Source organism: Sphingomonas sp. (assembly GCF_036402235.1).
Taxonomy (GTDB): domain Bacteria; phylum Pseudomonadota; class Alphaproteobacteria; order Sphingomonadales; family Sphingomonadaceae; genus Sphingomonas.
In genome coordinates this window covers 37,872-59,081 of record NZ_DASWTG010000079.1, presented here as the reverse complement: position 1 = coordinate 59,081, position 21,210 = coordinate 37,872, and the positions used below count along the sequence as shown (strand labels likewise).

Here is a 21,210-nt window from a genome sequence, read left to right as displayed (position 1 = left end):
CTTCCGCGCGGCCATTTTGGGGACGGCGGTTTGCGCTGCCATCCCCGCCATGGCGCAAACCGGCCCGGAGCAGGCCGGACGGCTCCAGTTCGAGGCACGCGAGGGCACCTGGATGGCGCCCGACGTATCACCGGACGGACGGACGATCCTGTTCGACCTGCTCGGTGACATCTACGCGCTCGACGCCGCGGGCGGGACGGCGCGCCCGCTTCTGGCCGGCGATGCGTTCGAGACCCAGCCGGTCTTCTCGCCCGACGGCGGGCAGATCGCCTATATCTCCGACAAGTCGGGAGCGGCGAACCTGTGGGTAGCCAACGCCGACGGCAGCAACGCGCGCAAGCTGTCGAGCGATACCGATCCGGCGATCTACACCTCGCCCGCCTGGTCGCCGGACGGACGCTTCGTCTATGTCTCGCGCACGATCCACAACATCCTGGCGTTCGAGCTTTACGCCTATGACCCGCGCGGCGGATCGGGGATCAAGGTCACGCAGGCACGGCCCACCGGCAACGAGGGCAATGCCGATCGCATCAATGCCATGGGTGCGACGGCATCGCCCGACGGCAAGTACCTCTATTATGCCCGCAAGACCGGCGGGCTGTGGTCGGACAAGGTGCTGCCGCATTGGGAGATCGTACGGCGCACGCTGGCGACTGGCGCAGAGGATCGCATCATCACCTCGCCCGGCGCCGCGATGCGGCCGGCGCTGTCGCATGACGGCACGCGGATCGTCTATGCCAGCCGCTCGGGCGCGCAGACCGGTCTGCGCATCCGCGACCTCGAGACCGGCGCGGACCGCTGGCTGAGCTTCCCCGTCGATCCCGACAGCCAGATGGGCGGATATTACAACGATCTGGTGCCGCGTGTGGCGTTCCTGCCCGGCGACCAGGAGGTGCTGACCGCGATCGGCGGCAAGTTGACGCGCATCCGCGTGGCGGATGGTGTGCGGTCACCGGTGCCGTTCACCGCGCCGGTCGATCTTGCGGTGCGCGCGAACACGCGTGTCGAGGTGCCCGACGAGACCGGCCCGGTGCGCGTGCGGGTGATCCAGGCGCCGCGCCTGTCGCCTGACGGATCGCGCATCGCCTTCGCCGCGCTCGGCAAGCTTTATGTGCAGGATCGCGCGGGCGGCACCCCGCGCGTGGTGGCGGGCGTCGAAGGCATGGCGTTCCAGCCCGCGTGGTCGCCGGACGGCCGCACGCTCGTCTATGTGACGTGGAGCGGCGAGGGCGAAGGTGGTGGCGCGCTGTGGGCGATCCCGGCTGCGGGCGGCAAGCCGCGGCGGCTGTTACAGGCTTCGGCCTATTACAGCGAGCCGACCGTGTCGCCGGACGGGCGCTCGGTGGCGGTGCTGCGCGCCACCAGCATCGAGCGGTTGCAGTCGGCGTCCGACCTCCAGGCGAGCCGGCCGACCGACATCGTGCTGCTGCCGCTGACCGGCGGCGAGGGCCGGGTGATCGCCAGCAAGTCAGGGATCAAGTCGTTGTCGTTCGATGCGAAGGGCGAATGGCTTCGCTACATGAGCGGTCCGTCGGTCGAGGCCGTGGCGGTGCAAGGCGGCATGCTGCGCCGGGTGTTCGACCTGCGCGTTCCCAACTCCAACCGCTATTTCAACAACATCCAGACACCGCCTGAGGACATCCGCCTGAGCCCGGACGGGACGCGGATGCTGGTCAAGGCGGCGTCGCAGGCCTGGCTGCTCGACGTGCCGCCCTCCTTCTCAGCCGATCCGCAGGCACTCGAGCTGACCAAGCCGGTGGTGTTCGGCGTGCGGCTGACCGATATCGGAGCGGACTATGTCGACTGGTCACGCGACGGGAAGACCGTGATGTGGTCGCTCGGCGCGACCGTGCGGACGATCGATGCCGGGCAGGCTGCGAGCCTCGCCAAAGGCATGGCCGAGAAGCAGGCGGCAAAGGTCGAGGCGGTGGTCGCCCTTCCGCGAGACGTTCCGCAGGGCAGTGTGGTGCTGCGCGGCGGCACCGCGATCACGATGCGCGGTGAGGAGACGATCGCGGGCTCGGATGTGGTCGTGTCCAACAACCGCATCGTCGCGGTCGGCAAGACGGGCGAGGTCAGCGTGCCGCCGGGCGCGACCGTCATCGACGTCACCGGCAAATATCTGACGCCGGGTTTTGTCGATACGCACGCTCACTGGTTCGAGCTGCCCCGTCAGGTGCTGGAGGCGAACCATTGGAGCCTGCTCGCCAACCTTGCCTATGGCGTGACCAGCGGACTCGACGTACAGCCCTTCACGATCGACGTGTTCGGCTATCAGGACATGATCGACGCCGGGATCATGATCGGCCCGCGCGCCTTCTCGACCGGGCCGGGCATCTTCGTGAACAGCGAGATCAACTCGGCCGCGGAGGCCGAGGCGGTCCTCACGCGCTATCGCGATTATTACCGCACCAGCAATTTGAAGGCCTATCTCGTCGGCAACCGCACCCAGCGCAAGCTGGTGGTCGAGGCGTCGGGCAAGATGGGGATGATGGCGACGACCGAGGGCGCCAGCGACTTCAACCTCAATCTCACTCACGCGATCGACGGCATGGCGGGCAACGAGCACAATCTGCCGATCACCCCGCTGCGCGAGGATGTGGTCAAGCTCTACGCATCGTCGCGGATCGGCTACACGCCGACCTTCGGGGTGCTCTATGGCGGGTTTGCGCCCTACGACAATCAGGTGATCGCAGGCGAGATCGACAAGGACGCCAAGCTCGCGCGCTTCGTCCCCTGGGGGATCATCGAGACCAAGATGCGCAACCGCGTCTGGGTGCCGCCGATGGACCGCAGCTCAGCCTCCTTCGCCGCCGATGCGCTGCGCATCCGCAAGACCGGCGGGTTGGTCGGCATCGGCAGCCATGCGGTGATCCAGGGCCTGGGCTATCACTACGAGATGCGCGCATATGCCGAAGGCGGCGCGACCCCGCACGAGGTGCTGCGCGCCGCGACGCTCGACAGCGCCGAGGTGATCGGCCGCAAGGGCCAGATCGGCAGCCTCGAGCCCGGCAAATATGCCGATATCCTGATCATGAGCGCCAATCCGCTCGACCGGATCGAGAATGCCGCGGCGATCGACAAGGTAATGAAGAACGGGCGTATCTATGACACGGCGACGCTGAGCGAGGAATGGCCGCGCAAGCAGGCGCTGCCGGACCGCTGGTTTGCGAAGGCGCGCGCCGATACCGGAGGATCGACGAAATGAAGATGACGCGGCGCGAGCTGCTGGCGGCCGCTCCCGCAGCGATCGCCGCTCAGACTATGGCGAGTCCTGCGCGTGCAACGGCGGGGAGCGACATCCTCGCGATGACCGCGGTCGATCTGGCGGCGGCGATCCGCCGGCGTGACGTGTCGAGCCGCGAGGTGATGGCGGCGCATCTGGCGCGGGTCGATGCGCTCAACCCGAAGTTCAACGCCATTGTCTCGCGTGTCGACGGCGACCAGTTGCTGCACGAGGCGGCAGCGCAGGATGAGGACGCGGTGAAGGGCCGCTTCCGCGGCGCGTTGCACGGTTTCCCCCATGCGGTGAAGGACACAGCTCCCGCAAAGGGCATTGCGCATACCCAGGGATCGCCGCTGCTGCGCGACAATATCGCAGCGGCGGACTCGCTGGTGGTGGGGCGGATGCGCGCAGCGGGGGCGATCTTCACCGGCAAGACCAATGTGCCGGAGTTCGCGCTGGGATCGCACAGCTTCAACCCGGTCTTCGGCGTAACGCGCAACGCCTATGATCCGCGCAAGTCGGCCGGCGGCAGCTCGGGCGGGGCTGCGGTTGCGTTGGCGCTGCGCATGATGCCGCTGGCCGACGGCAGCGACTTCGGCGGATCGCTGCGCAACCCCGCGGCGTGGAACAACGTGTTCGGCTTCCGCCCCTCGTTCGGGCGCGTGCCCTCGGCGCCGTCGAGCGACGTGTTCGGCCAGACCTTCGCGACCTCCGGCCCGATGGCGCGCACGGTGCGCGACACGGCGCTCCTGCTATCGGTTCAGGCGGGATCGGATCCGCGGGCACCCTTCTCGCTCAAGGACGATCCCGCGGCGTTCGCCAGGCCGCTCGACCGTGAATGGAAGGGCGGGCGGATCGGTTGGCTCGGCGATCTCGGCGGTGCGCTGCCGATGGAATCCGGTGTTCTCGAGACGTGCGAGAAGGCGCTGATGGCGTTCCGCGCGATCGGGATGCGCGTGGACGCGGCGGCGATCGACGAGCCGGCCGAGGCGATGTGGCACACTGCGGTGACGCTGCGGCACTGGTCGGTCGGCGCCGATCTGATCGGCTTTGCGGACGATCCCGCAAAGCGCGTGCAGATGAAGCCCGAGGCGCTGTGGGAGGTCGAAGGCTATCGCAAGCTCAGCGCGATCCAGATCACCCAGGCGCAGATGGGCCGGACGCGCATCTTCGAGGCATTCCGCAAGGCGTTCGCCACCTTCGATTTTCTCATTCTCCCGACCGCGCAGGTGTTTCCGTTCGATGTCGAGCTGCGCTGGCCGACGGAGATCGCGGGGCGGAAGATGGACAGTTACCATCGCTGGATGGAGGTGACCTTGCCGGTGACGATGGCGGGCCTTCCGGCATTGTCGGTGCCCGCGGGATTCGGCGGTCCGAACAAGCTGCCGATGGGCATCCAGATCATCGGCCCGGCGCATGCCGACCTCGCCGTGCTGCAGCTTGGCCACGCCTATGAGCAGGCCTCGCCCTGGATCGGGCGAACTGCCCCTGCAGGCTAGGGGCGCTTCAGGAACGACGCAACGAATCCAGGCACCGGAATCGTCGCGCATTGCCAAGCCCTGCGAACTGCAGCAGCCTCGCGCGCGAGACGAGACCGATGACCCACAGCACCAGACGATCCTGCAACGGCCAAAGCGATGCTTCGCTCGCAGCCCTCGACACGCGCTTCCGCGCGTCGCTCGACCGGTATTTCTCGCGCCGGATCCGCGACCGTGGCGAGATCGAGGATCTGATTCAGGAAGTATTCCTCCGGCTGGCGAAGCGCGGCAGCCTCGACGATGTCGACAAGGTCGGCGGCTATGTCTTCGAAACCGCGAGCAGCGTGCTCAACGACCGGCTGCGCCGCAAGCGCAGCCGGTTCGAGGCGGATCACGAGGCGTTCGACGGCCAGCAGCATGGCGATGTGGATTTTTCGCCCGAGCGCGTCCTATTGGGCAAGGAGGCGCTGGTGCGTGCCACCGCCGTGCTCCTCGAACTGCCGGAACGGACGCGAATGGTCTTCGTGATGCGACGCCTTGAGGGCATGCGGTATCTGGATATCGCCGCGCGTCTGGGCATCTCCGTCAGCGCGGTCGAGAAGCATATGACGCGGGCCATGGCTCACCTGGTCCAGCGGATGGGCGACCAATGATCTCGCTGGCCCGCACCAACCCCACGCTGGGCATGACCCCGGACGAGGCGGCGGTCTATTGGGTGCTGCGGCATGATCGCGATGACCTGACCGCTGCCGATCGTGCGTCCTTCGAGGCCTGGGTCGAAGCGAGCGAGGCGCATGCCCGCGCCTTCCACAAGGCCAATGGCGTGTGGGACGTGTTCGATCAGGCCGATGCCGATCCGCATCTGACCGCGCTCCGTCAGGCCGCGCTCGCTGCCAAGCCGGCATCGCGGCGCTGGATCCCGGCGGTTGGCGTGGGCCTGGCGGCCAGCCTTACCGCCGCAGCCCTGCTGCTTCCGGGGCAGCTCGGGCTGAGCGGTGGCCCGGCGCGCGCGCCGGTGAGCGAGATCGCCTCTTCGACGGGCGCGCAGCCCGCCGCGATGCGTTTCGCGACTGCGAAGGGCGAGCGCCGCATCGTCCGCTTGCCCGACGGCACGCGGGTGACGCTCAACACCGATACCGCCGTCGCGCTAGCCTTTACGCCGCACGGCCGCTTGGTGCGGCTGATGCGCGGGCAAGCGCTGTTCGAAGTGGCGAAGGATGCGTCGCGACCCTTCACGGTCGAGGCCGCGGGCCGCCGCGTGACCGCGCTTGGCACCGTTTTCGAAGTGCGCCTCGATCCTGGCCGGATGAAGGTCGTGCTGGTCGAGGGGCGGGTGGTCGTCGACCATGCTTCCGCAGCGGCTGAAACCGCTGCGCCCGCCCCTACGCTGCTCAAGCCCGGCCAGGCGCTGGTGGCCGAGCTTGGCGTTCCGCAGCGCGTGGCGCCGGTGGACGTCGGTGACGAGCTGCTGTGGCGCGATGGGTACGTGTCGCTCGAAGATGCGCCGCTGGCCAGCGCCGTCGCGGAGATGAGTCGCTACACCGCCGCCCCGATCCGGGTGCTGGATGACGAGACCGGGCGGATGCGGATCAGCGGCGTGTTCCGCACCGGAGACGCCGACCGGTTCGCGGGGCTGGTGCGCGAACTGCTCCCGGTGCGGATCGATCGACAAGCGGACGGAAGTCTGGTGATCGCGCATGCCTCTACGAAAAAAACTTCGCAGGCCGGTGTGGAAAACTGATCCGCACACGTCCTGACCTTTTGAAGACTGGCTGAAGCCAGCTTTGCAAGGGAGGGGAACCATGCGTAGCAATCGCCGCCATATATCCGCATTTCGCCTGCTGGCGCTGGTCACCATCACGCCGCTCGCTCTGTCCGCGGTCCCGGCTGTCGCGCAGGCGGCAGCGCGCGCGCCGATTCGGCTGGAGGCGCAGAGCCTGTCGTCCGCGCTGACCCAGCTCGGCCGTCAGACCCGCACCGAGATCATCTTCAATCCGGCGCTGGTACGCGGCAAGCGTGCCGTCGCGCTCACCGGCAACTACTCGGTGTCCGACGCGATCGACCGCCTGATCGCCGGTCACGGCCTGCGTGCACGGCCGGCCGCCGGCGGCGCCATCGTGATAGAGGCCCAGGCGGCGCCCCCCGCGCGGCCGCTGCAGACTTCGGAGGTTGCACCGGCGGCCGCCGATGAGCTTCCAGCCGATCCAGCTGGAGAGGGTGAGGTCATCGTCACCGGCACCTTGCTGCGCGGCGTCGCGCCGACCGGCACCAATGTGGTGAGCGTCAAGCGCGAGGACATCGTCGCAACCGGCGCCACCTCGGCGAATGACCTGCTCGCGTCGATCCCGCAGGTAGGCAATTTCAACTATGTGCCGAGCGGCAGCGGGGACATCTCGATCCCGATCGTGCGGCCCAACATCCGCAACCTCGGCGCCTCGGGCGGCACCACTACGCTGGTGCTGATGAATGGCAGGCGCATCGTCGGCGCGGGCGTGCTCCAGACTTCGGTCGATCCGTCGATCATCCCGCCCGAGTTGATCGAGCGCGTGGAGGTGGTGCCCGACGGCGGCTCCGCAATCTATGGCTCGGACGCGATCGGCGGCGTGATCAACTTCATCACGCGCAAGCGCTTCGACGGAATCGGTGCCAATCTGCGCTACGGCTTCGCCGACGACTATGAGACCGCCGAAGGCAATCTGACGATCGGTAAAGATTGGGGAACGGGCTCGCTCTTCGCCTCCTATGCCTATGCCTGGCACGACAACATCCTGGGGATCGATCGGGACTATGTGCGCGCGGACCATCGCGACGCTGGCGGGCAGGATCTGCGTTCGACCACGTGTGCGCTGGGCAACTTCATCACGCTGAACAATGGTGTGAGCCATGCCGCGCCCGCGTTGCTGCCCAATACCCAGAACCGGTGCGACGCCACCGACTATGCCGATGTATATCCGCGCGAGGAACGCCATGCCGTTTTCGCCGGGCTGACCCAGGCGTTGAGCGACAGCATCGATTTCCAGGCGACCGCCTATTGGTCGCGGCGGGATACGACGCGGCTCAACGCCACGCCCGGCTTCACCGGGCAGATCTTCTTCACCAACCCCTATTTCCGCCCGATCGGTTTCCAGCCTTTGCAGCAGGTCGCCATGTCCTTTGCCGGCGTTTTCGGCGAGAGCATGGAGAGCCGTGCCCGCTTCGACAGCTGGGGTGTGTCGCCGAGCCTGTCGGTCGATCTGAGCGACCGGTGGGAGCTGCGGGCTGAGGCGAATTACGGCCACAGCTATTCGCAGGTGCGCGAGCCGACGATCAACACGACCGCGGCGACGCTCGCGCTAGGCGGCACCACCCTGGCGACTGCGCTCAATCCTTATGATCCGGGCGCGAGCAACCCCGCGGTGCTCGCCGCGATCCGCGATTTCGAGAATTACGGCCACGCCAAGCAGGATTTGTTCCAGACACGAGCAATCCTCGACGGGCGCGTCGTCACCATCGCGGGCGGTGATATCCGGCTGGCGATCGGCGCCGAATATTTCTTCGAGAAGCTCGACTCGCTCGTCTCGCTCGATCGCCGCAACGTGTTCACCAGCGCGATCGGATCGGTGACGAGCCGCAACGTGAAGTCGGTATTCGCCGAGGCGCTGATTCCGCTGGTCGGCGCGGGAAACGGGATGCCGGGCCTCAGGGCGCTTCAGGTCTCCGGATCGATCCGCCACGACAGCTATGACGATGTCGGCGGTACCACCAACCCCAAGATCGGCTTCAACTACAAGCCGTTCGACGATCTGCTGATCCGCGGCAACTACGGCACCTCCTTCCACGCGCCGAGCCTTGCCGACACCACCAGCCTTGCCGATGCGCGCGTGCAGATCCTGCTCGTCAGCCCGCTTCGCGCGCCCGGCAGCCCTCCGACCGACTTCCTGCGGCCGACGCTGGTCCTCGCCGGCGGCAATCCGGCCCTCAAGCCGGAAGAGGCGAAGACCTGGTCGGTTGGCTTCGACTGGACGCCCGAGGCGGTTCCCGGGCTGGTCGCCAGCGCGACCTATTACAATGTAGAGTTCACCGATGCGATCTCGGTCCCGCCCGTGCTGCTCCCGATCTTCTTCACCGATCCGGGCTTCCGCAGCTTCTATACCATCAACCCCACGCTGGCGCAGGTGCGGGCGCTGGTCGGGAACACGCCGCTCAACGGCGCGCCGAACCTGGAGAGCCTGTATCTCGGAACCTCGCCCTATGTGCTGATGGACGCGCGGCGGACCAACCTCGGCGCGATCAAGGTCGACGGGATCGACTTCAACCTCGCCTATCTGCGCGAGACGGGATTCGGATCGGTCAATGCGAGTTTCGCCGGCACCTACACGCTTAGCCGCAAGACCCAGGCGGTCGCGGGCAGCGCCTTCGACGACAATCTGAAGAACGGCACCGGGCGGTTGAGCTTCGTCGCAACGCTGGGCGCAAAGGTCGGCGATTTCACCGCACGCGCGTCGCTCAATCATCGTGACGGCTATCCGATCATCAGCACGACGCAGACGGAGGTGGGCGCGTTCGACACGGTCGACCTGTTCTTCGCCTATGATCTGGGCGGATTGCTCAAGAACACGATGCTGACGGTGAATGTCGACAATGTGTTCGACCAGGACCCTCCCTATCTCGACAGCGCCACCGGCTACACCAACGGCTTCACGCTGGGCCGGCTGGTCTCGTTCGGCGTGCGGACGAAATTCTAGGAACCTGACGGCGTGTTGCGCACACTCCCCCTGTCCGGAAGCGGCTACCGCATCGGCCGCTTCCGGGCCTTTGCCGGCGCTCTGCTCCTGTTGGCACTGGCGCCGGCGCGAGCAGCGGATCCCGCCGGCGTGCCGGAGGCGCTGCGCGTCGAGTATTCAGCGGCGCCACTGGGGCTCGACGAACCGGCACCAAGGCTGAGCTGGCGCTCGCCCGCCGCGCGGCAGAGCGCGTATCGGATTCAGGTCGCACATTCACCCGAAGCGCTGGCGAAGGGCGATCTCGTCTGGGACAGCGGCAAGGTTGCGTCCGCGGACAATATCCAGATCACCTATGCCGGTCCCGCGCTCGCGTCGCGCGCGCGCTATTGGTGGCGCGTCCAGGCGTGGGACGCGGAAGACCGGGTGAGCGGCTGGAGTGTGCCGGGCCGGTGGGAAATGGGGCTGCTCGCCCCCGCCGACTGGCAGGCGCAATGGATCGCCGGGCGAACGGCCGATGCGCATGACTGGCGCGATCTTACGCTCGATGTCGAGCTGACGTTGACCGGCAAGGCCCTCGACATCCTCTTCCGCGCGCTGCCCAACGGCAAGACCTATGGCGACGCCTATGTCTGGGCGCTGAGCGAGGGAAGCGATGGGCCAGCGCTGACAGCGAGCGTGCGGCGCTATTCGGGTGGATCCAGCGCGACGGTCAAGACCGATGTGCTGAAGCGCATCCCGCTCGCCGCGCCGCTCAAGGGCAAGCGCATCCGCTTGACGATCCGCGCCGAAGGGTCGCGCATCGTCACCCGGATCGACGGCAGGACGATCGACACGCTTCAGGATGCGACCCACGGCCACGGCACGATCGGCTTTGCCGCGGCTGAGGCGGGTGCCGCGACGATTCACTCGGTTGCGGTCGCCGGTACGGGCAGCGCCGCGTTCCGTGCCAGCTTCGCGCAGAACGACAATCCGTTCACGGGCGGATCGGTCGAGAAGGACGGTCTGGCCATTCCCGCAGGCGTACCGCGCATCGCCTTCGTGCTGCCGATCGACGCGCCTGCGCCGCTGCTCCGCCGCAGTTTCGACGTCGCCCGGAAGCCGATCGCGCGCGCGCGGCTCTATCACGCCGGGGCCGGGATGCCGCGGATCCTGCTCAACGGCGCCCCGATCGATTCGCCCCTCGGCGCGGGCTTCACCGCTTATGACAAGCGCGTGCTGAGCTACACGCACGACGTGACCGCCCAGCTCCGCCCGGGAGAGAATGTACTGGGGGCCGAGCTGGGGCGGGGCTGGTATGCGCTCACCGATCCGGACGAATGGTATTTCCATGCTGCGCCGTGGCGCGCGCGGCCCGCGCTCAAGGCGCAGCTTGAGATCGACTATGTCGATGGCACTCGCCAGACCGTCGCGACGGGCGAAGGCTGGCAGACGGCCGAGGGGCCGACGCGCAGCGATTCGGTGCATCGCGGCGAGCGCTACGACGCGCGGCTGCTGCCCGCCGGCTGGGATCGTGCCGGCTTCCGCGCGAAGTGGCAGCCTGCGGCGGTCGTCGCCGGCCCTGCAGGTAAGCTTGTGGCCGCAAATGCGGAACCGATCGAGGCGACCGAAACGATCGATCCCGTTTCTATCCAGGAAGTTGTACCCGGAATCTGGGTGCATGACTTCGGCCGCATCGTCGCGGGATGGCCGGTGCTTGAGGCCAGCGGTCCCCGCGGCGCAACCATGTCGATGCTGGCGGGCGAGAAGCTGGCGGCGGACGGCCGCGTCGTTCCGGTCTCGGGCCTGATCCATGCGCAGCTGCAAACCGACCGCTACACGCTGGCGGGCAAAGGCCTCGAGCATTGGGAGCCGAGCTTCGGCTATCGCGGCTTCCGTTATGTCGAGGTACGCGGTGTGCGGGGCGCGAAGCTCAAGGCGCGCATCGTCCATTCCGCCGTGGCGCGCACCGGCAGCTTCGCCAGCGCCAATCCGCTGCTCGCCAAAATCGATGCCGCGGCGACCGGCACGATCCTCAACAACCTGCATGGTTTCGTCACCGACACGCCGACCTATGAGAAGAACGGCTGGACCGGCGACGCGCAGGCTTCGGCGGGGGCGGCGGCGCGCAGCCTAGACATCGCGCGCGTCTGGACCAAATGGCTCGCCGACTTCCGCGACGCGCAGGCGCCGAACGGCGAACTGCCCGAGATCGTGCCCGCAACGCCCTATTACGGCTACGAGAACACGCCGGGCTGGAGCATCATCTGGGGTCCGACCACGCCATGGGACGCCGCGGCGCTAATCCTGCCCTGGGAACTCTACACGACCTATGGTGACACTCGCATTCTTGAGCGTAGCCATGACATGCAGCGTCGGTTGGTCGACTATACGGCGACCTTCATCAAGGCACCCGATTATCGCCGCGCCGCGGGCCTCAGCGAATGGATGCCGCCGGGTCCGCTCGACTTTCTGAACGCCCGCGGAGGTGGGGTGGATGCGGTGACCACGGCCTATTTCTTCCATGAGGCCGACCTGCTCGCACGCTCTTCCGCCGTGATCGGGAAGATGGAGGACGCGGCCCGCTACCGCCAGCTCGCCGAGACGATCCGCGCTGCATATAATGCGCGCTATTGGGATGACGCCAATGGCTGGTATCGCACGGTCGACGCCAAGGGCGTGGCGGGGCCGCCGACCCAGGTGCAAAATGTTTTGCCGCTCGCCTTCGGCATGGCGCCCGCTGGCCGTGAACAGGGCGTGGCCGACACGATCGCGCGCGATGTCGACAAACAGGGGCTGCGCACTGGGGTCTATGGCACGCGCCATCTGCTCGAGCTGCTGAGCGACTATGGTCATGCTGACCTCGCCTATCGCATCGCGACGCGGACGGACGAACCCAGCTGGGGCTGGTGGATCGCCAACGGCCATTCGACCATGTTCGAGAGCTGGAGCCTCGAAAGCCGATCGCGCGACCATCACTATTTCGCGTCGATCGCGGATTGGATGCGGCAACGGCTGGCGGGTCTGCGTCCCGGCGCGCCGGGCTACAAGATCGTGCTGGCCAAGCCCGCGATTCCGGCCGGCCTCGCCTCCGCCGAGGCGGTGATGGAAACGATCCACGGCCGCGCCGCGTCGCGCTGGCGGGTCGAAGGCGGTCGCCTGACGCTCATCGTTGAAGTGCCCGCCAATGCCAGCGGCGAAGTGTGGGTGCCGGAGCGCTTCGGCTCGATCGTTAGGCCACAGGGTGTCGAGCTGCTGCGGCGCGAGCGCGGTTATGCGGTCTATCGCACCGGCCCGGGCACCTTCGAATTCAGCACGGGAGGCGGCACATGATCCGGTTGCTCATCCTAGCCTCACTCGTTGCGACGGCCGCTGCCGCGCAGCAGGTCAACATCGATAGCGGCGCGCTGACCGGCGCCACCGCCGGCGGCGTCGCATCGTTCAAGGGCATTCCCTATGCAGCGCCGCCGGTCGGCGAGCGGCGCTGGGCGCCGCCCGCTCCCGCAGCGCATTGGGCGGCCCCGCGCGACGCGACGCGGTTCGGTGCGGACTGCGTGCAGAACCCGGTGCCGGGCGACGTCAGCTTCGGCGCGCCGATGGCCGAGGATTGCCTGTTCCTCAACGTCTGGACGCCCAAGCTCACCGCGGGCGCCAAGCTTCCGGTGATGGTGTGGATCCATGGCGGCGGCTTCGTCGCCGGATCGGGGGCCCTCGCGACGACCGATGGCGCGCAGCTTGCCAAACACGATGTGGTCGTCGTCACCTTCAACTATCGGCTCGGCCGCTTCGGTTTCTTCGCGCATCCGGCACTGGAGGGTGCGAACTGGGGCCTGATGGACCAGATCGCCGCGCTGATATGGGTCAGGCGCAACATCGCGGCGTTCGGCGGCGATCCTGCCAATGTGACGATCTTTGGCGAGAGCGCGGGCGGGCAGTCGGTCGCGCGGCTGATGGCCTCGCCCGCCGCCCGCGGTTTGTTCCACAAGGCGATCGCCGCATCGGGCGGTGGGCGCGATCGTTGGCCGACGCTGAAGGAGGCGCAGGCCAAGGGCAGCGCCTTCGCCGCGAAGGCGGGTGCGGTCGATCTCGCCGCGCTCCGCGCGCTAGCCGCCGACGTCGTGCGCGGCGGCATCACCATCCTCAACAAGGAGGAGCCGGTCTATTCCGGCCCGGTCACCGATGGGGGACTCGTGCCCGGCCATGCCGACGCGATCTTCGCCGCAGGCAGGCAGGCGCGAATCCCGTTCATCGCCGGCAGCAACGACGACGAGCTCGGCTTCGTCCCGGCGCCCTTCCTGCCGATGGTCAACGGCCCGGTGCTCAAGGAGCTTGGCGCGAGGGCGGAGGCGGTGAAGACGGCCTACGGTTCGGAGGAGAAGGCGGCCCGTTACCTCGCGGGTGACGCGATCTTCGGCGAGCCAGCGCTGGCGCTCGCAAGCCGACACGCCAGGAGCGGCGCACCTACATGGCTCTACCGGTTCGGCTATGTCGCGCAGGACAAGCGCGAGCCGGGCAAGGGCGCCGGCCATGCTAGCGACGTCGCCTTCCAGTTCGGCAATCTGCCCGCCGACGCGACTGAAGCCGATCGCGCCGCCGCGGCGCAGCTGATGGCCTATTGGGCCAATTTCGCCCGCAGCGGCGATCCCAACGGCACACAGCTTCCCGCATGGCAGCGGTTGAACCCCAACGGCCCAGCGCTGCTCGCCATCGGCCTGTCGGGCACCGCAATGGAGCCTGCTGCCCCGCCGCCGATCGCCGCGATCGCCAAGGTGAAAGACTCCCAATGAAGAAGATCACGCTACGCTTGTTGGCCGGGCTTGCGGCGATTGCCGCGCTCGTCACCGTCGCGCTGATGCCGGTCGCGGCGCCCGCCTCTGCGCAGGAGGTGGTGCGCCTGTGGCCGGACACACCCGCCGCATCGCTCGGGGAGCGGGAGAAGCGCGCGCCGTTCGGCATCGTCGTGACCAATGTGCAGGACGCGACGCTGACCGTCTACCGGCCCGACCCGGCCATGGCGAACGGCACTGCGGTGATCGTCGCGCCCGGCGGCGCGTTCCACATGCTCTCGATCGAGAATGAGGGCGAAGCGGTGGCGCAATGGCTCAATGGCCATGGCGTCACTGCCTTCGTGCTGCGCTACCGGCTGCTCGAGACGGGCGGCGATCTGCCGTTCGCGATGCTGCGCTACATGACCAACCTGCCCAAGCTCGCGGAAGCGGTCGAGCCGCTGCGCCCGCTCGCGACCGCGGATGGCGAGCAGGCGGTGCGCCATGTCCGCGCCAATGCCGCGCACTATGGGGTGAAGCCGGATCGCATCGGCCTGATGGGTTTCTCCGCGGGCGGCGCGGTTACGGTGTGGACGATGTTGGAGAACAAACTCGACGCGCGCCCGGACTTCGCCGCCGCCATCTATCCCGGCCTGCTTCCCGATCCGATTACCGCGCCCGGCAAGGCACCGCCCCTGTTCGTCGCGGTGGCCGACGATGACAAGCTCTCGCGCGCCGACAGCGCCCGGCTCGATGCGGCATGGCGCGCCGCCGGCGCACGATCGGAGTTCGTGACTTTCCCCAAGGGCGGCCACGGCTTCGGCATGAAGCGCCAGGACAAGCCGAGCGATGCCTGGACCGAGCGGATGCAGGCATGGATGAACTCGCTGGGAGTGCTCGGGAAATGAAAGGCCTTCGCTTCGCAACCCTGAGTGCGCTCGCGTTCCTCACCGGATCGGCGGCGGCGCAGACGCCTGCGCCGGCCGCCCAGGGGACAAGCTGTACCGTGCTGACGGGTCGCGCACTGGCCAATGGCAAGATCGAGGCCGCAACTCCGTTCGCGATGGGCACAACGGTCGATACCGGCCCGGGCATGCCGGGGCTGCCGGCAGGCGCGCCATTCTGTCGCGTGCAAGCGGTGATGACCCCGGTCCCCGGTTCCTCGATCAAGGTGGAGGTGTGGCTGCCCGAGCGCGCGGCGTGGAACGGCAAGCTGATGGGCGCGGGCAATGGCGGCTTCGGCGCCAATCTCGGCATCCCCGCGCTGCTGATGCGCGGCGCGGTGGCGCGGGGCTATGCCGCGGTCGGCAGCGACATGGGCCATTTCGGCAAGAGCGATGTCGACGGCAGCTGGGCGCTGAATGCGCCGGAGAAGATCAAGGACTATGGCTGGCGTGCCAACCATATCGCTGCGCAGGTGGCAAAGCAGGTGATCGCGGCCTATTATCCCGCGCCGCTCGCCGCGAGCTATTTCCATGGCTGTTCGGACGGCGGGCGCCAGGCGCTGATGGAGGCGCAGCGCTTCCCAGACGATTATGACGCGATCATTGCGGGCGCGCCGGCGATCCCGTGGACGCGAATGGCGAGCGCCTTCGCCAGCAACGCGCAGGTGCTGCGTCAGCCGGGCGCCGGGCTCGGATCCGCCCAGCTCAAGCTGCTCCAGACCGCGTCGCTTGCCAAATGCGACAAGCTCGATGGCGTGGCCGACAGGGTGATCGAAAATCCGCGCCAGTGCCGCTTCGATCCCGCCGAGCTGCAGTGCAAGCCGGGCACAACCGGCGAATGCCTGACCCCGGCGCAGGTCGCGGCGGCACGCCATCTTTATCAGGGGCCAAAAGGGCCGGACGGGAAGTCCTTCTACCGCGGCTTCGCGCCGGGTGCGGAAGGCGAGCACGGCACTTGGGGCATGTGGCTGACCGCTGCCGATTCCCAGCACGCCAAGTTCTCTGGCGAGTTCTTCCGCTACTTCGTCCATGGCGATGTCGACTGGCCGGCATCGCGCTTCAACCTTGCCAGCGACTATGCACTGGCGAAGGCGCGCGTCGGCAAGGAACTCGACATCGAGAGCGCCGATCTCAAGGCGTTCTTCCGCCGTGGCGGCAAGCTGCTGATGTACCATGGCTGGCAGGACGCGGCGATTCCACCCGAGAACACGATCGACTATTACGAGCGCGTCGCCGAACGTCCCGAGGCGCACGGCCGCATCCGCCTGTTCATGGCGCCGGGCATGTCGCATTGCCTGGCCGGACCCGGCCCGAACGTGTTCGACGCGCTGGGTACGCTAGATGCCTGGCACCGCGGCGGCCCGACGCCCGAGCGGATCGTCGCCACCAAGTTCGACAACGACCTGTTCGGCTATCTCGGCTTCCCGGCCAAGGCGCAGCGCACGCGCCCGCTCTGCGCCTGGCCCAAGGTGGCGCGCTGGGACGGCAAGGGGTCGACCGACGATGCCGCTAGCTTCGCCTGCGAGGTTCCGGGCAAATGAGCTTCGTCACCCCCGGGCTCAGCCATGTGCGCGGCGCCGATACGCCGCCGCTGCTCGAGCTGACGATCGGCGATGCGCTGGTGCGGGCGGTCGAGCGATGGGGCGAGCGCGACGCGCTGGTGTCGGTCGCGCAGGGAATCCGCTGGAGCTTCGCCGAACTGCGCGCGCGCGCCGACGCCCTTGCCTCAGGCCTGCTCGCGCTCGGCCTCAAGCCCGGCGAGCGCATCGGCATCTGGTCGCCCAATTGCGCCGAATGGGCGCTGACCCAGTTCGCCGCGGCGCGCGCCGGATTGATCCTGGTGACGATCAACCCCGCCTATCGCCTGGCCGAGGTCGAATATACGATCAACAAGGTCGGCCTCGCCGCGCTGGTCGCGGCCGAGAGCTTCAAGACCAGCACCTATGCCGAGATGATCGAGACCCTTGGGGTCGAGCGGCTACCGACGTTGCGCGCGCGCATCCTGATCGGGGAGACGGAGCGGTCTGGCTGGATCCCCTTCGCCGCGGTCGAGGGGTGTGCAGCCTTGCCCGGAGACCTTCACCCCAGCGATCCGGTCAACATCCAGTTCACCAGCGGCACCACCGGCCTGCCCAAGGGGGCGACGCTGAGCCACCGCAACATCCTCAACAACGGCTATTTCGTCGGGCGCGGGATGGGGCTGAGCCCGGCGGACCGCATCTGCATCCCGGTGCCGCTCTATCATTGCTTCGGCATGGTGATGGGCAATCTCGCCAGCCTGACCCACGGCGCTGCGATGGTCTATCCCGCGCCCGGCTTCGATCCGGAGGCAGCGTTGCGCGCGGTCGCCGCGGAGCGCTGCACCGCGCTCTACGGCGTGCCCACGATGTTCATCGCGATGCTCGCGCATCCGGTGCTCGCCAGTCTTGATGTCGCTTCGCTGCGCACCGGCTGCGTGGCCGGCGCGATCTGCCCCGAGCCGCTGATGCGCGAGGTGATCGAACGGCTGCACATGCGCGACGTGACGATCGCCTATGGCATGACGGAGACCAGCCCGGTGAGCTTCCAGACCGGGCTCGACGATCCGTTCGAGCGGCGTACCGGATCGATTGGCCGCGTGCAGCCGCACCTCGAATGCAAGCTGATCGGCCCCGACGGCGCGGTCGTGCCCCTGGGCCAGCCGGGCGAGCTGTGCACGCGCGGCTATTCGGTGATGCACGGCTATTGGGACGAGCAAGAGCGCACCGCGGAATCAATCGACGCCGAGGGATGGATGCACAGCGGCGACCTCGCGGTGATCGACGGCGACGGCTATGCCAACATCGTCGGCCGCCTCAAGGACATGGTGATCCGCGGCGGCGAGAACATCTACCCGCGCGAGATCGAGGAATTCCTCTACCGCCATCCTGCGGTCGAGGATGTCGCCGTGGTCGGCGTGCCCGATGCGCGCATGGGCGAGGAACTCTGCGCCTGGGTCCGGCTGCGCGCCGGGACGGAGGCCGACGCCGAGGGCATTCGCGACTTCTGCCGCGGCCAGATCGCCCACTTCAAGGTGCCCCGCTACGTTCGCGTCGTTGCGGAATTCCCCACCACCGTGACCGGCAAGGTCCAGAAATATCTGATCCGGGAGGCGATGATCGCCGAACTCGGCAGCCAATCCGCTGAAGCCAAGGAGAAGCAGTGATGAATCTGACCCTCATGCTCGGGACGGCCCTGCTCGTCCCTGTAACCACCTTTGCGCAGACCGCGCCCGCGGCTCCCGCAGCTCCGGCCGACGCCGCCAAGGCGGCGGCGAAGTTCAACCTCGACACGCCGATCGGCGAGCTGCTCGCGAACGAGGCGGCCAAGGCGGTGCTCGACAAGGAGCTGCCGGGCCTGACGCAGCTGCCCCAGCTCGAGATGATAAAGGGCCTCAGCCTCAGGCAGCTCCAGCCCTATTCGGATGGAAAGCTCACCGACGAGCTGCTCGCGAAGACCGAAACCGGCCTGGCCGCGATCAAATGAGATTGACGCAGGGGGCGGCAGCCGCGTTGATACTTGCCATCGCAACGCCCGCCGGATCGCAAGAGGCCGCGCCTGTCTATCGCGATGCGAAGGCGCCGCTCGAGGCGCGCGTCGCGGACCTGATGGCGCGGCTGACGCTGGACGAGAAGATTCTGCTGCTCGCCGGAGAATCCTCGATGGCGCTCAACCCGGTCCCGCGCCTCGGCATCCCGGCGGTGAAAATGACCGACGGGCCGACCGGCGTGCGCTCGCCCGACGGCAAGCCGGCGACGGTCTTCCCGGTCGGCGTCGCGTTGGCGGCGAGCTGGAACCCCGAGCTCGCTGCCGCCGTCGGCGCGGCGGTGGCGCGCGAGACCAAGGCGCACGGCGCCGACGTGCTGCTCGCGCCCACCGTCAACATCGTCCGCACGCCGCGCTGGGGGCGGAATTTCGAGACCTATTCGGAGGATCCGTGGCTGAGCGGGCGCATGGGCCTCGGCTATGTGCGCGGCGCGCAGGGCGAGGGGGTCGGCGTCTCGATCAAGCATTTCGCGGCGAACAACCAGGAAAGCTACCGCTTCGTCGTCGACTCGATCGTCGATCAGCGGACGCTGCGCGAAATCTATCTCCCTGCCTTCGAGATGGTGGTGCGCGAGGCCGATCCCTGGTCGGTGATGGCGTCGTACAACAAGATCAACGGCATTCATGCCGCCGAGAATCGCTGGCTGCTCACCGACCTGCTCAAGAAGGAATGGGGCTATCAGGGCTTCGTCGTCTCCGACTGGGGTGCGACGCATGCGACCGCCGCGGCCGCAAATGCCGGCATGGACCTGGAGATGCCCGGCCCGCCCAAGCATTTCGGCGACAAGCTCAAGGCCGCGGTTGCGGCGGGTGAGGTCAGCCCGGCACAGATCGATGACAATGCCCGGCGCATGGTCCGGCTGATCGTACGCAGCGGCGTGATCGAGCGCGGGGCATCGCGCCCTGTCGCGGCGACCCCGCTCCGCCAGTCCGCCATCGCGCGGAAAGCGGCGGAGGAGGCGATGGTCCTGCTCAAGAACAACGGCGTGCTACCGTTCGGCCGCTCGATCAAATCGCTCGCGGTGATCGGCCCCAATGCCGATGTCGTGCGCATGCAGGGCGGCGGCAGCTCGAACGTCGTGCCGTTCGAGACGCAGACCCCGCTCGAGGCGCTGCGCGCGGCGCTGCCTGGCGTGCGCATCACCTACGAAAAGGGCGTCGACAACGAAGAGACGCCGCCCGCCGCCGATCCCAAGCTGTTCAGCCCCGACGCGAAGCGCGGCGATACCGGCCTGACGGGCAGCTATTTCATGAGCGAGGACGCGAGCGGCACGCCGGTCAAGACCGAGCGCGTCACCCGCTTCGTGCGCTGGATCAGCGGCAATGTCGCGGGACCCAAGGCGACCGGCTATGCCGCGATCCGCTGGGAGGGTATGTTCTGGCCGCGCACCAGCGGGGTGCACGAGTTCAGCATGCGCGGCACCGGCACGCCGCGCGTCACGCTCGACGGCAAGACGATTCTGGGGAAGGCGAGCAAGACCGTTCCCGACAATCGCGACGTGCTGGGCTTCCCGGTTCCGCGCCGCACGGTGCAGGTCACGCTGGAGGCGGGGCGCGGCTATCCGATCCGCATCGATTACGCGAATGGCGGCACGCCCTACGAGAACCTCAGCTTCGGCGTGCGCGAGCCGCAGCCCTCGTTCGAGGCCGCAGTCGCGGCGGCCAAAGATGCGGATGCGGCGATCGTGATCGTCGGCTCCTCCTCGACCACCGAAGGCGAGGGCTATGACCGCGCCAATATCGACCTGCCCGGCGAGCAGAACCGGCTGGTCGAGGCGATTGCTGCGGCCAATCCGAAGACCGCGGTGGTGGTCAATGCCGGCGCGGCGATGACCATGCCCTGGCGCGACCGCGCACCGGCGATCGTCGACATGTGGCTGCCGGGCGAGGGCGGCGCGGCGGCGCTCGCCGATGTGCTGACCGGCAAGGTCAACCCTTCGGGCAAGCTGCCGGTAACCTTCCCGCAGCGGAGCGAGGACGATCCGGTCGATCTCAAGACGTCGAAGAGCGCCTATTCGGAGGGGCTGCTGGTCGGCTATCGCGGCTATCGGGCGCGCGGGGTGAAGCCGCTGTTCCCGTTCGGCCACGGCCTCTCCTACACCAGCTTCGCTTATTCGCAGCTGAAGGTGCCGGCGCGCACAGCGGGCGCCGCGCCGGTGACGATCCGGCTCAGCGTCCATAACACCGGCAAACGAGCCGGGCAGGAGGTCGTCCAGCTCTATGTCGAACCGGTTGATCCGCAGCCGGGTGAGCCGACGCGCACGCTGCGGGGGTTCCGGAAGGTCGCCATCCCGGCCGGCGGGAAGCGGGAGATCGCGCTGACGCTCGATCCGCGCGCCTTCTCCGCCTACGATCCCCAGGCTGGCGGATGGCGTGTGCGGCCGGGCGCCTATCGCGTGCTGGCGGGGGCGTCTTCGGACGATATCCGGCAAGCCGGGACAGTTCACGTCGACGCGAGCCGTTAGGCCCGGATCGACATTTATCCTTCCCCGCCAGGGGGAGGTGGCGCGCACAGCGCGACGGAGGGGGAGGATGCCAGACCGCTGGCGGCTC

Annotated in this window: 12 protein-coding genes; all 12 read left to right on the top strand. The window is 68.0% G+C overall.

Going from position 1 to position 21,210, the window contains the following annotated elements:
• The first annotated feature begins 49 nt into the window (after positions 1–49).
• The 12 genes from VGD28_RS16125 (at position 50) to VGD28_RS16070 (ending at position 21,122) form a co-directional block, all read left to right on the top strand.
• Entirely contained in the window at positions 50–3,208 is a 3,159-nt protein-coding gene (locus VGD28_RS16125; protein WP_331029375.1) for an amidohydrolase family protein, read from the top strand.
• On the top strand, positions 3,205–4,725 hold the full coding sequence (locus VGD28_RS16120; RefSeq protein ID WP_331029374.1) for an amidase: 1,521 nt from the start codon (positions 3,205–3,207) through the stop codon (positions 4,723–4,725). The genes VGD28_RS16125 and VGD28_RS16120 overlap by 4 nt, the downstream gene beginning before the upstream one ends.
• Positions 4,726–4,823: 98 nt before the next feature.
• A complete protein-coding gene (locus VGD28_RS16115; protein WP_331029373.1) occupies positions 4,824–5,357 on the top strand; it encodes an RNA polymerase sigma factor in 534 nt (177 codons plus the stop codon).
• Complete coding sequence (locus VGD28_RS16110; protein ID WP_331029372.1) at positions 5,354–6,445, top strand: FecR family protein; 1,092 nt, start codon at positions 5,354–5,356, stop codon at positions 6,443–6,445. The genes VGD28_RS16115 and VGD28_RS16110 overlap by 4 nt, the downstream gene beginning before the upstream one ends.
• Positions 6,446–6,506: 61 nt before the next feature.
• A complete protein-coding gene (locus VGD28_RS16105) occupies positions 6,507–9,428 on the top strand; it encodes a TonB-dependent receptor (RefSeq protein ID WP_331029371.1) in 2,922 nt (973 codons plus the stop codon).
• A 12-nt stretch (positions 9,429–9,440) separates the two neighbouring features.
• The gene (locus VGD28_RS16100; RefSeq protein WP_331029370.1) at positions 9,441–12,716 is read left to right on the top strand and encodes a family 78 glycoside hydrolase catalytic domain; all 3,276 of its coding nucleotides are present in this window, start codon (positions 9,441–9,443) and stop codon (positions 12,714–12,716) included.
• Positions 12,713–14,170: a carboxylesterase/lipase family protein gene (locus tag VGD28_RS16095; protein ID WP_331029369.1), complete on the top strand. Its 1,458-nt coding sequence runs from the start codon at positions 12,713–12,715 to the stop codon at positions 14,168–14,170. Before VGD28_RS16100 ends, VGD28_RS16095 begins: the two co-directional genes overlap by 4 nt.
• Entirely contained in the window at positions 14,167–15,057 is an 891-nt protein-coding gene (locus VGD28_RS16090; protein ID WP_331029368.1) for an alpha/beta hydrolase, read from the top strand. The genes VGD28_RS16095 and VGD28_RS16090 overlap by 4 nt, the downstream gene beginning before the upstream one ends.
• Complete coding sequence (locus tag VGD28_RS16085) at positions 15,054–16,634, top strand: tannase/feruloyl esterase family alpha/beta hydrolase (RefSeq protein ID WP_331029367.1); 1,581 nt, start codon at positions 15,054–15,056, stop codon at positions 16,632–16,634. Before VGD28_RS16090 ends, VGD28_RS16085 begins: the two co-directional genes overlap by 4 nt.
• Positions 16,631–18,277, top strand: a complete 1,647-nt coding sequence (locus VGD28_RS16080; RefSeq protein ID WP_331029366.1) for an AMP-binding protein — start codon at positions 16,631–16,633, stop codon at positions 18,275–18,277. The genes VGD28_RS16085 and VGD28_RS16080 overlap by 4 nt, the downstream gene beginning before the upstream one ends.
• A complete protein-coding gene (locus VGD28_RS16075; RefSeq protein ID WP_331029365.1) occupies positions 18,277–18,597 on the top strand; it encodes a hypothetical protein in 321 nt (106 codons plus the stop codon). Before VGD28_RS16080 ends, VGD28_RS16075 begins: the two co-directional genes overlap by 1 nt.
• On the top strand, positions 18,594–21,122 hold the full coding sequence (locus VGD28_RS16070; RefSeq protein ID WP_331029364.1) for a glycoside hydrolase family 3 C-terminal domain-containing protein: 2,529 nt from the start codon (positions 18,594–18,596) through the stop codon (positions 21,120–21,122). The genes VGD28_RS16075 and VGD28_RS16070 overlap by 4 nt, the downstream gene beginning before the upstream one ends.
• The last annotated feature ends 88 nt before the right edge of the window (positions 21,123–21,210 follow it).